Raw genomic sequence first — 11,137 nt, forward strand, 5'->3', positions numbered from 1 at the left:
CTACAAAATTAAATTTTGCAGTACCTTTCTAAAATCTATTATGTGACCTAACTTTTCATACTTCTAATATATGCTGTTAAAATATTCTTAGTCATACCTTTAGCACCTGTAATCACCTTTATTTTATAGTTCTCTAATTCTCTTTGATGTTCAGATGTAATAGAACCACATATTAATATTTCTACACCTTCATTTTGTAAAATATATGACAAATCATTTTCCGATATACCCGCAGAAGTATCTATTAGCATCCGCTTGCCTGCTCTACCTCCTTGTATATCAAATACCTCAAAAGCTTTGGTTTTTGCAAATTCTTTTGAAACACTTTTTCCATCTGAAGTGATTGCTAGTACCATACAATACCTCCTACAAGGTTTTCTCTTCAATTATATGTATAGTACTAATCTTTTATATCTTATTATTCTTGCTTATTTTGTTCTCTTAATTTATCAATTTCAGCTTGTTGCTGTGCAATGATTTTTTGATAATTTACTTCTTTCTCACACCATTCTTTACTTAATGTATTAATAAGTGAGGCCATCTCATCTGCACTTCCAATGATACGATTAAAAAGTAGTAAATTCGATTTAAGAATCTCAGGAATCTCTATGTGTGAATATCTTAATCTATGGTCAATTTCACCATATCCCTCTTCAAAGATTGTTCTTACCTGAATCTCTGCAATGACACGACGATTTGTAGGATAGAACTCTACTAAATAGTGTACAGAGCGGTAACCTGAAGCTCTTGATCTAACCTCAATATTGAGATTATTAAACACCTCTACATTATCCCCTTCTCTGACATTAGCAGTAATCTCTATGACCTTCCATGTATTCATAATACACTCATGAATTTCACGCCATTGTTCCTTAAAAATATGAATAACCCTGATTCCAATCAAGTCATTAATTTCGTCTTTATAATTATCTACATTAAATTGAAAATCATCACCATATTTTAATCTGCGATCTTCTGTTTTTCGAATAACTTTTTCAATAAGCCATCTGGGTCTTTTAATCTAGACTTCACCGTATGAATGCTGTTTTGTGAACGTAAAATATTCGCTATGAAATCTCCATGATTTTGATAAGCATCCATATGCTTAATATAGTCCTTATAAATCAATTTTAAATTCGCTATATTAATATTATTCTCCTCTATCATCTTCATAGCATATGGATATTTCATTAAAAACTGTTCAATATTAAATTCTGTCATCATACTCATCTTCCTTATTTCTACTTCTTATATCAATATCCTGTATAATTTCTAATCTCATTTAATCAATTCACTATTAGCTCATACAGATGTTCTCTCTACCTTTCCCATTATATATTAACCATATTAAGTTATATAATATCTATGCTTTTTTTCTGTTAAATTATTTAAAAAGGAGTGCTTGATATTACCCCCATCACTCACTCCTTTTTACTTACATATTTATTTTTTTAGATACTGGCACAATACTAATAGGTCTTTCTTGAATACTCATAAATGTATCGATAAACTCATCACTATTGCCGTCAGTTCTTTTTTGCCAGTTCATTTCAATAGCTTTAGCCTGTACCTTAGAAATCTTGATATTCTTGTTTTTACAAAGCTGCAATGCATCATTACGTATGTAAAATGGTCCATCACCTAAACGTTCTACAATCTTCTCTACAAGCCCTTCTTGCTGCTTAATCTCTTCTTCACTTCTCCCATTAAGAGCATTTATTGCTCTACTTCTCACTTGTGGATTATAATCTCCTAATAATTGCATATTAAACTCCGCTACGTCCTTAAAAGGTAATTTCTCTAGTACTTTAATTGTATTAATAATGCTACTTTCTCCTTTAAAGACATCTTTCACTAGATTAATATATGAATAAGCTATATTTACTCTTGCCTTATCATTCACATTTTTCTTTAGTAGTTGATAAATATGATACTGTGTCACCATATCTCCCATATCAATTAAAATATCTTCTATTAGCCAGTTAATCATGCTCTTCTCATCATATAACGCTCTACAATCTTCTACTAATTCACTAATATGATATTTTTTAATAAATCTGCACCATGCATAGCAACTGACACCTTCTTTTAATGACTTTCGAACAAGTTCAAGCGTATAAGTCTCTTTCCATAATGTAAGTGCATGAGCCTTTAAATGTTCATAAGTTTCTCCATCATAAGTTTCAATGATAAGCTCCTTGTTTTCACTATTTTTTATGAACTCAAGCACATCTTTAATTCCTAATAATTTTAAAATGTCAAATGGTATTATCTCTAGATACTCTAGATACCGTTCAATAAACACTAAACTATTTTCTAATGCTTCACAAATTCCACCATCTGGAATGGTATCATACAACAATGAATTATAAAGCATGATTAAATATCTGCAAAGCTCATAATCTTCCAAGCTCATTTTAAATAGTTGAGGTAAATCTAAAGTTGTAGCCAACTCTATACTAATCTCCATTTGTATACTATTATGTCTTAAGCCACCTATTAGAATTTCTCGTTGGTACTGTTTATTTTTTAATAATTCCTTCTGCTGTAATAATGCTTCTGTGAAATAAACAGCACCCCAATCTACGCTCAAATCTAATACCCTAAAGGCTGCTTCTCTAAAAGGTTTTTGGGCAATCCATTTATTAAAAGCATAAGCTATATAACGTGAAAATTCCTCTCCTTGTCCAATAATTTCATAGTTTGGAAGCAATTCTTCACACCATTTACCTAAGCAAGTAACTTGAATAGCTAATTTAAAGAGTTCTTTATCTGTAGTATCAAATAAGATTTTTTTAAACAGCTCATAAATCTCTTTAGTCATACATTCTTTAGATAAATGCTTTTCTAAGATACCAATAAGACCTAGTGCTCTTATTTTGATCTGCTTTAGCTTTTTTATAATTAGTCTATATTCTATCAGCTGACCTTCATTAATCTGTTCAATTAAGTTACAAATAGCTTTAGCCTGACATTCATTTTGCTCCATTCCTTCATTATTGTAAAGGATGTCTACTAAAGCTGCTGAAATGCGTATTTCGCCTTCTTCTATTGGATTTAATATTTCTTCTACCTTTGGCTGATTTAGTATACCTTCTGTTGTACATTCGTCAATTACTTCCCATATGCTTTTGGGTCTATTAAACGGTACTACTTTCATCGGTTTCCCCACCTTTTACGAAATCTCTCTCTTATCTGCATCATCTTTATCTTTCTATATAAATCCATTATACGCCCATACAAAACTTATACCTACTATAATTTTATACTCACTATAATTTTTATTGTACCTCTATACAACTTCTGCCGCCATAAGTTCTTCTAAACTTTTATAAGGACTACTTGTACGATATAAGAATACTTCATCGCCTAATAAAGTATCATCTACATGCATTAATACTTTTCCAATCTCTTTGCTATCTACTAACTTATTGTCATGTAAAAATGTACTTAATCTCTCTTCTTTTTGTATTTCCTCAAAGAATTCTTGTATTTTAATATATCCTTGATCCATATGTTTATTAATAAGTTGCTGTAATCTTGGTACTACCTCTGTAAATCCAATGAACTCACCATAGGACTTTTTATCTTCTCTTAAAATAATATTTAAACCACCGTTATTATCCTTTTTAAACTGATCTTTAAAATAATAGAAGATAATATGATATAAGCCATACTGGTCTTTAATACTCGTACCTTTGAGCTTTGTTTTAAGAGTCTCATATAAAACATTAGCATTTATTTCATTTGTCGTTTCACTTAACTCTACTAAATATGTTTGAATCTCATTTAAAACTTCTTTTTTACATTTTATACGACTACTATGTAAATAAGTATTACTTCCAACACATAAAACATCTTCTACCTGCTTAATAATTTGTTCTATTGCTATTAAACTATTTCCTAGGACATAATTATACATTTTTTGTGCTTCTTCGTTTAAAATTTCTACTGCATCTTCATCTAAATATAGCGGCTTTTTAACTTTAGATTTAAAGATCATTTCCAAAATATATGTGCCTGTCATTTCCTTCTTACTATATAACTTACCACTTGCATGATATCCCATAGCTTCAAGTAAGTTAGGAATGACATCTTTTCCAAATTTCTTTATACCTATGTTTACGATAGCTTCTTCCATTTTCGCTTTATACTCATTTAATAAAAATACTTCTGGAAGCACTTCTTTTAAGTTTTCCATTAATTCATCTTCCCCCACTACTTCATGAAGGAATACCATGTTGAAAATAGGATGATATCCTAAGTCTTGGAAAGCATTATGTTTAATGAGTTCCACAATGTGACTATTCTGCTCACCTAACACATTTTCTATTATATTAAAGGCTATGTGATCATCACCTTTATTGATAAAGCTTAAAATTTCTACTAATTTGCTACTACGTATCAGTTCTGTAAGTTGATCCACTGTACCTATTTGCAATTTACTTGTTTCCTCTAATGAAAGTCCTAACTGCTGTGCTGCTTCTTCTAATGTAACTCTTTCTACATAACGGAGCCTTAATAATTCTAATCCCTTCTCATCTTTAAACGATTTAAAGGCCAAGTTCGGTGTGACTACTTTATTTAACTTCTGGATTGCTTCTTCTAATACAGGTCTATAAACTAAACCACTTACTATATTCATGCTCTTGCCTTGAAGGTTTTTAAGCTTCATTTTTTTAATCCCATTGGCTACAATATCACCATAAATCATACTAACTTGAGCTAAATTATAATTTTGGAATATATTATAAAGATGCTCTTCAATATGAATCTTATAATCGCCATCTGCTATCTTTTCTTTTTGCACAATGCCTAAGCATTCAAAACTATTGTCTTTCATAGTATACCCAGCAAGTACTTCTAATGTTTTCTTATACTTTTTCTCACCTACACCTGTATAGTTTTTATAACTTACTAAAAAGGCAGTTGTAAGCTCTCTTAACTCACTAATTCCCTTAATCTTAGCAAGTTTCCATAATGGTTCATAATAATGCTCTTTAAATGCATCTTTAATTTTAATAGACGCATATTCTGGCTGCATGCTCATGTGAATATGCCAATCTAGTGTATTTTTAAGTTTATCCCATTCTTCTTGTGTAAAAAGCTTTTCTACAGCCTTAAAATAAACATAGCCTTTGAACTTCTTAAGTAAGTTTTTAATCTTACTTTCATTCATGCTCGCATAATCTAACATAAAGGCTACTACACCACTTGTAATTTGGCTTGTTTTCATAACGCCTTGTTTTTGTAATTCACTTATAAGCTTTTCTTCATAAACTTTAGCTGGAATATATTCTGCTAATAGTCTTTCTACTAAGCCTCCTTCTGCTTCAAATGCTGCTCTTGCATCTTCTTCCACTATATAATCAGCTATTTTTAAGCTTCTATCTTCTTCCACCTCTTGCTGGTGAACACTCTCTATAGCATTTTCCTCTACACTTATAGCCTTCTCTTCTTGAGTTGAATCTTTTACTTCTATACTTACAGCTTTTGTGTCTATCTCTATAACTGTCTCTTGTTGTATTGAAATTTCTGCTTCTGATTGTGTAAAGCTTTCTACCTTTTGCTCTTCTTTATTTTCTTCTGCACTTTCTGCTTTCTTTGGTGCACCTGTAAATATCTTCTTAAAAAATCTTTGTAATGGATTACCCATGTAGCTTTCTCCTTCTTCCCCCATTAATAATCACTACCTTTATAGTATATGATTTTAAAGATTCTTTCAACAAACACTAAAACGACATTTTTCTTGCTTTATCTGTTTTTTTATTTCATAATAAACTATATTTTCATATTAAAGGAGTATCTCATTATGGCAGGTTATAAAGGTCATTTACGTGGGGGCGGAGTTACTGGACTTATTTTAATTATCTTCCTAGCGCCTTCGCTTACAATTCCACGTACACCACTTAATATTCTAATATTAAGCGTAAGTATTTTATTAGGAAGCTTATTGCCTGATATTGACCATCCACAAAGCATATTAGGACGCCATGTTCTTTTCATTAGCAAACCACTTTATCGTAGTTGTGGACATCGTAGTTTAACACATTCGGTGTTCTTCGTTATTCTCCTTGTCCTTCTTTTATCTTTAGCAAAACTCAAGCTCTTTGGTTTTGGTTTAGGTGTTGGTATGCTTAGTCATATCGTATTAGATTTATGTTGGCCAGGAAGCAGCGGTGTTGCCATCTTATATCCTTTTTATAGACGTCGTATAGACCTAATTCCTAACAACGTACATAAGAAAAAGAAAAAATATTATAAAAAGAGATAATATCTTTCTAAAACAATGATAACTGTTCGACTTTATAAGATGATTGATACATATTAATGATATCTTTCATTTTATAAACGAGACCGTACTTTTGACATTCTGTGGTAAATATTTGCCACAATTTTTTTACTTCTAAGCTTACACATTCATAACTATTTCCGAAACTCTCTATATATTTCTTTTGAAGCCCAGGAAAGTGTTTATCTAGTGCCTCAAAATAATGTTCCCTTTGATTTTCTCTAAGTGTCATACCTATAGCAGGGTATATAAATTTTGCCCCATTTAAAGCAGCCTGACGTACAATTTCTTTTATATTTCTTTCATTATCCTCAATAAAAGGTAATACTGGCATTAATAATAAGCCACAGTTAATCCCTGCATCTGATAAAGCCTTGATAGCTTTAAACCTTTCAGAAGTTGGGGCTACATGAGGTTCTACGATTTTACTAAGTGTATCATCACAAGTTGTAATGGTCATCTTTACAAGTACTGGATTATACTTTTTAATCTGCTTTAATAAATCTATATCTCTGGTAATAAGAGGGCTTTTCGTAGCTATAGCTACGCCGAAACCATATTGTGCTAAAAGTTCTAATCCCCCTCTTGTTAATCCATACTTAGCTTCCATGGGATTATACGGATCTGACATAGACCCTGTTCCTACTACACCTGTTTTAATCTTGCTCCTTAATTCACCTCTTATAATTTGTAGTGCATTTTTTTTAGCTTTAATTACATCAAAATCATCAATGCCATAACAGCTACTCCTGCTATCACAATAAATGCAGCCATGGGTGCAACCTTTGTAAATATTCATTTTATAATCTATGCCGAACCACTCATTTCCCTTACACCTTGTTACAATGGTTTTAGCCGGTATAAACTCCATTTCTTTTCCTCCTTTGTATATGACTACTATATATATTACTACTTCATTCCCCTTCATGTTACTAAACTGCTTATCTTACTACTTTAATTGCTTTATATTTTTATCTTGATTAACAAAAGAGCGCCTTTTCTTGTGTTTTAGGCGCTCTTATATTTTTCTATCCTCTAGTATATTAAAACTGTATTATCTTGTACATAATATTGCCCTTCATAAATAGTCATTTCTCCGCCATTAGGCTCTTTCTGGTCTTGTATCCCTACAAATTCTTTATACATATATATACCATTAGATTCATTTTCCCACCACCAAGATGTCACCACATATTGTGACTCTATATATGCACCAAAGGTTAAATACTTATTAGCTGGAATCTCAACCTCTCCATCTAAGCCATAATGTCCTTTAATAATCCTTTTCCCATTTACTTTTACGTCTTCATAAATCTGATTGACATCATATCTTAATACGCCTTGTAATACCTTATGATCAATCTCACATACACTCTTTTCTTCTAACTTATTGATATCTATGGCATAAACGGTTTCTATCTGAGTCTTAAAATCTTTTTCTCTATAATAAATATGTCCATCTTTAATGCCTAAATAACGTACCCAACCATCACACCAATGTTTTTTTATTTCTTTAAATGGTATAATCTCTGCTTTTTGCTTGACTCCTTCTACTAATTGATTCAATGAAATGACATATAATCCTTCTGTTTCTTGAACCTTATTAGCATTTAGCTTCTTAGCCTCTACAATATCATATATTTCTTCATACTCGTAATCTTCCATATAGCATTCATTAAATACTACCCAGTCTTCTCCTCCATGTGTAAAGCAAGGAATACATCTCGTCAAACCATGAATGACCACTAATCCATGAGCAAGTCTTGTATTTGTTACTTCATAGCTTATCCCTTCCTCCACATCACATAAATAAAAAACATCTTCTTCTTTCTTATTTTCCCCGCTCACAAAGAAGTATCTTTCATTAATTGCAATGATTTGCTCTGCTTCTATTTCACCTATTTGAATATTAATTGCCTTAATCAATTTACCCGTTGCTTTTTCTAATGTCACAACCCCTAACTGTCCACGTAAATTTAGTTTAAAGAGAATTAGTTCATTGCCATAAATATAAGAACGTTGCATATAAAATGTATCTTCATCTAATTTATATCTCCATATAATTTTATTCTCCTTTTCACTTATGTCCCTTTTTCTTACCTCATAGAAATATTTCTTTTTCTCCTTCACTTGTACAGCATAAAATATAGATTCACCTTCTACTTTGATAAGCTCAATGTCTGAATACCATGATCTACTAGGGGTTAAATTAACTATTCTCATATTCTCTTCTCCTTAATTTGCAAACTATGCCTTTTTACATTTTTATGCTTCTCATTTTACTTTATGCTTTTATAAATTTTGTCCTCATTATATCCTAAAAAATAGAGAAACATTATCTAATGTTCCTCTTGATATACTTCTTCTAATATGTCATCTTGTTCTATTAAAATAAATCTGTCTCTAATATATATGTTCATATGTAATTTACCTACTTATTTTTAGTGAATTACAAACCCTAATCCTGTTATTATATCTCTTTCTCAATTATTATTTTATAAGTTTATTTATCAAAAGTAAACCTTATTCCTATTCCTTCTGTACAATCTCTCAGAAAATTTGTCTTTATATTTCAAATAATATAATTTTTTATATTGACAAGCACCTATATTACCTTTTATAATTCTAGTTAGACAAAGGCGTCCTAACAACAATATATGATTGTTGTAGGGCGTCTTTTGTGCATTTTTTAATCATCTTAAATTGCGTGCAAGCTATTGGTACATCACGGGTTCACAATACCTTGCACCTATCATAAATCTCTGTGATTTAATACACTTTTCCTATCCCATTAAATATAGAAAAAAGAGATACTTGACTGCACAAGCATCTCTTTTTTCTATTTCAAACAATATTTTCCTGTTCTATTTCATATCTTCTTATAGAATATTGGAATTATATCCTTTATACTATATAAGGCATTTTAAACTTATAATTAGAAAGGAGATTTAATCTTGGAAAACAAAAAGTTTATTACACAGACTTGGTTCGTAGCTTTAGCTGCCTTTATATGTTGTTTACTTTGGGGTAGCGCTTACCCATGTATTAAAATAGGCTATGAACTTTTTAATATTGAAGCCAGTGATTTAGCCGGTAAATTTCTTTTCGCAGGTTACCGTTTCACTTTAGCTGGTCTTCTCGTTTTACTTCTCTGCCTCATTACAAAAAAAGCCTCACAAGCTTCTCACCTAAAACATGGGGACAGGTCTTCATTTTTGGTGTTTCACAAACTACATTACAATATATATTCTTTTATTTAGGACTTGCTTACTCTTCAGGTGTACGTAGCTCTATTTTAAATGGTACAGGAGCTTTCTTTAGTATCCTATTAGCCCATTTCATTTATAAAAATGAAAAACTTGGTTTCTCAAAAGCACTAGGCTGTATCATTGGTTTCATGGGTATTGTCCTTATTAATTTAGATGGCACTAGTAGTGGCGCGCTCTTCTCTGGTTTTAACCTTAAAGGGGACGGTTCTGTAATTCTTGCAGCGTTTATTCTTTCTGCTGCCTCAATCTATGGTAAAAGAATTACACAACATCAAGATACATTTATAGTAACAGGCTTCCAGCTTACAATTGGTGGATTTATTCTCATATTAGCTGGTTACCTACTTGGCGGTTCAATAGGACCATTCACACTTAGTTCAATCGCACTATTACTTTATATGGCATTCCTTTCAGCTGTGGCCTTCTCACTTTGGGCGGTTTTACTGAAATATAACAGTGTAGGAAAAGTAGCAATCTACAATTGCCTCATTCCAGTATTCGGTGCTTTCTTATCTGCTATATTCCTAGGAGAAAATATCTTTGAGCTTAAAAATATTATTGCATTAATTTTAGTTTGCTTAGGTATTTACATCGTAAATCGTACTTTTACTCCAGCCAAGTTTTCTGTAACACAAAACTCTTAAGGATTATTCATCTTGTATATAAATACATTTTCTTGTATGTATACTTATAAATATAAAAGCTCTTATAAGATAAACATTTCTTATCTTATAAGAGGCTTTTATATTTATTTTACTTTTTTATATGTTCGCTATTAAATTTTCCATTCACTCTATCATAATTATCTATAAAGGCTACTTGATATTTATCTTCATATATAATCTTACCTATATAATTCGTGTATACCACATCATACTCATATTGGTACTTATCTAAAACTTCCATTAATAGTGTCACCCCAGTTTTAAGAGCTTAACTTGATCCTCTTTTGACAAAATCCCTTCATTATGAATCTTCCAACACACACCTATGACACCTATTGGCTTCCCTGTATTTCCTTTATCATGTACTTGAATTCATACATAATTTTGCTTAATCATAATACATATTCACTGAGTAGTCTATTAATGTTCTGTACGTCATATCTACCAGATATTTCAAAGTGGAGCTTTCCTACACTACTAATCCAGATATTAAGTTCGCTTTCTAAGTCAAATGTACCACTTGTCTGGACAGAAAAGGCTTGTATTCTACCATATGGAATCGTTGTATAATCCTTTCTTTTTCCTGATACCCCCTGAATATTTACAGTAATAATCCTTTTGGATGTGAAAATAACTTTGTCTCGTACAGTTCTAAAGGCTACTTCTATCTTCTCATTGGGAACTAATATTGGTTTGATTACTTCTTCTGCCTCATTGGAATTCATCATACTTAACTTAATATACTCCGGATTAATAAAATCGATCATTCATATGCCTCCTTTATATGTATAGCCATAATTCCTTACTTTCACATTGTATGCAAAAAACACTTATTTAAATCACTTAATTAAATTTTTATACAACAAAAAACCTCATGACTAAAATATACTTAATCACAAGGTTTTCTGACT

Annotated in this window: 11 protein-coding genes and 1 pseudogene; 4 read left to right on the top strand and 8 right to left on the bottom strand. The window is 31.2% G+C overall.

The genetic code is table 11. The features are described from left to right. Positions 1 to 47: 47 nt before the first annotated feature. The 5 genes from JCM14822_RS09295 to JCM14822_RS09310 form a co-directional block, all read right to left on the bottom strand. On the bottom strand, positions 48 to 356 hold the full coding sequence (locus JCM14822_RS09295; RefSeq protein ID WP_054741760.1) for a NifB/NifX family molybdenum-iron cluster-binding protein: 309 nt from the start codon (positions 354 to 356) through the stop codon (positions 48 to 50). Between the two features lie 62 nt (positions 357 to 418). After that, positions 419 to 1,021, bottom strand: a complete 603-nt coding sequence (locus JCM14822_RS09300) for a nucleotidyltransferase family protein (protein ID WP_330377444.1) — start codon at positions 1,019 to 1,021, stop codon at positions 419 to 421. Beyond that, entirely contained in the window at positions 961 to 1,224 is a 264-nt protein-coding gene (locus JCM14822_RS23845) for a hypothetical protein (RefSeq protein ID WP_330377440.1), read from the bottom strand. The genes JCM14822_RS09300 and JCM14822_RS23845 overlap by 61 nt, the downstream gene beginning before the upstream one ends. 211 nt (positions 1,225 to 1,435) lie before the next feature. Then, positions 1,436 to 3,160: a hypothetical protein gene (locus tag JCM14822_RS09305; RefSeq protein ID WP_054741763.1), complete on the bottom strand. Its 1,725-nt coding sequence runs from the start codon at positions 3,158 to 3,160 to the stop codon at positions 1,436 to 1,438. Between the two features lie 132 nt (positions 3,161 to 3,292). Continuing rightward, a complete protein-coding gene (locus tag JCM14822_RS09310) occupies positions 3,293 to 5,656 on the bottom strand; it encodes an RNA polymerase sigma factor sigma-70 region 4 domain-containing protein (RefSeq protein WP_054741765.1) in 2,364 nt (787 codons plus the stop codon). 156 nt (positions 5,657 to 5,812) lie between these two features. Here JCM14822_RS09310 and JCM14822_RS09315 point away from each other — a divergent pair, with 156 nt between their 5' ends. Next, entirely contained in the window at positions 5,813 to 6,274 is a 462-nt protein-coding gene (locus JCM14822_RS09315; RefSeq protein ID WP_054741767.1) for a metal-dependent hydrolase, read from the top strand. Between the two features lie 7 nt (positions 6,275 to 6,281). Here JCM14822_RS09315 and JCM14822_RS09320 read toward each other — a convergent pair whose 3' ends face one another. Together JCM14822_RS09320 and JCM14822_RS09325 are read right to left on the bottom strand one after the other, a co-directional pair. Next, entirely contained in the window at positions 6,282 to 7,163 is an 882-nt protein-coding gene (locus JCM14822_RS09320) for an SPL family radical SAM protein (protein ID WP_054741769.1), read from the bottom strand. Between the two features lie 164 nt (positions 7,164 to 7,327). Beyond that, positions 7,328 to 8,515 carry a hypothetical protein gene (locus JCM14822_RS09325; RefSeq protein WP_054741772.1) on the bottom strand — a complete coding sequence of 396 codons (1,188 nt, stop codon included), beginning with the start codon at positions 8,513 to 8,515 and terminating at the stop codon, positions 7,328 to 7,330. Between the two features lie 731 nt (positions 8,516 to 9,246). Between JCM14822_RS09325 and JCM14822_RS23850 the strand changes: the two genes are divergently transcribed. The 3 genes and pseudogenes from JCM14822_RS23850 to JCM14822_RS23855 all read left to right on the top strand — a co-directional run bounded on the left by JCM14822_RS23850 (position 9,247) and on the right by JCM14822_RS23855 (position 10,205). Continuing rightward, the gene (locus JCM14822_RS23850) at positions 9,247 to 9,552 is read left to right on the top strand and encodes a hypothetical protein (protein ID WP_330377441.1); all 306 of its coding nucleotides are present in this window, start codon (positions 9,247 to 9,249) and stop codon (positions 9,550 to 9,552) included. Beyond that, a pseudogene (locus JCM14822_RS24510) lies at positions 9,504 to 9,650 on the top strand (EamA/RhaT family transporter); the annotation flags it as partial. The gene JCM14822_RS23850 and the pseudogene JCM14822_RS24510, both read left to right, overlap by 49 nt. A 39-nt stretch (positions 9,651 to 9,689) precedes the next feature. After that, positions 9,690 to 10,205, top strand: a complete 516-nt coding sequence (locus tag JCM14822_RS23855; RefSeq protein WP_330377442.1) for a DMT family transporter — start codon at positions 9,690 to 9,692, stop codon at positions 10,203 to 10,205. 413 nt (positions 10,206 to 10,618) lie between these two features. Here the strand turns inward: JCM14822_RS23855 and JCM14822_RS09335 are convergent, their stop codons facing one another. Further along, a complete protein-coding gene (locus JCM14822_RS09335; RefSeq protein WP_054741774.1) occupies positions 10,619 to 10,993 on the bottom strand; it encodes a PH domain-containing protein in 375 nt (124 codons plus the stop codon). Positions 10,994 to 11,137 lie beyond the last annotated feature (144 nt).

This window comes from Cellulosilyticum ruminicola JCM 14822 (assembly GCF_001311925.1).
GTDB classification, from domain to species: Bacteria; Bacillota; Clostridia; order Lachnospirales; family Cellulosilyticaceae; genus Cellulosilyticum; species Cellulosilyticum ruminicola.

Coding starts and splice junctions, on each gene's coding strand:
- JCM14822_RS09305 (WP_054741763.1), bottom strand. CDS start 3,160: ATGAAAGTAGTACCGTTTAATAGACCCAAAAGCATATGGGAAGTAATT.
- JCM14822_RS09315 (WP_054741767.1), top strand. CDS start 5,813: ATGGCAGGTTATAAAGGTCATTTACGTGGGGGCGGAGTTACTGGACTT.
- JCM14822_RS09320 (WP_054741769.1), bottom strand. CDS start 7,163: ATGGAGTTTATACCGGCTAAAACCATTGTAACAAGGTGTAAGGGAAAT.
- JCM14822_RS09335 (WP_054741774.1), bottom strand. CDS start 10,993: ATGATCGATTTTATTAATCCGGAGTATATTAAGTTAAGTATGATGAAT.
- JCM14822_RS23855 (WP_330377442.1), top strand. CDS start 9,690: ATGGGTATTGTCCTTATTAATTTAGATGGCACTAGTAGTGGCGCGCTC.
- JCM14822_RS09295 (WP_054741760.1), bottom strand. CDS start 356: ATGGTACTAGCAATCACTTCAGATGGAAAAAGTGTTTCAAAAGAATTT.
- JCM14822_RS09325 (WP_054741772.1), bottom strand. CDS start 8,515: ATGAGAATAGTTAATTTAACCCCTAGTAGATCATGGTATTCAGACATT.
- JCM14822_RS23845 (WP_330377440.1), bottom strand. CDS start 1,224: ATGATGACAGAATTTAATATTGAACAGTTTTTAATGAAATATCCATAT.
- JCM14822_RS09310 (WP_054741765.1), bottom strand. CDS start 5,656: ATGGGTAATCCATTACAAAGATTTTTTAAGAAGATATTTACAGGTGCA.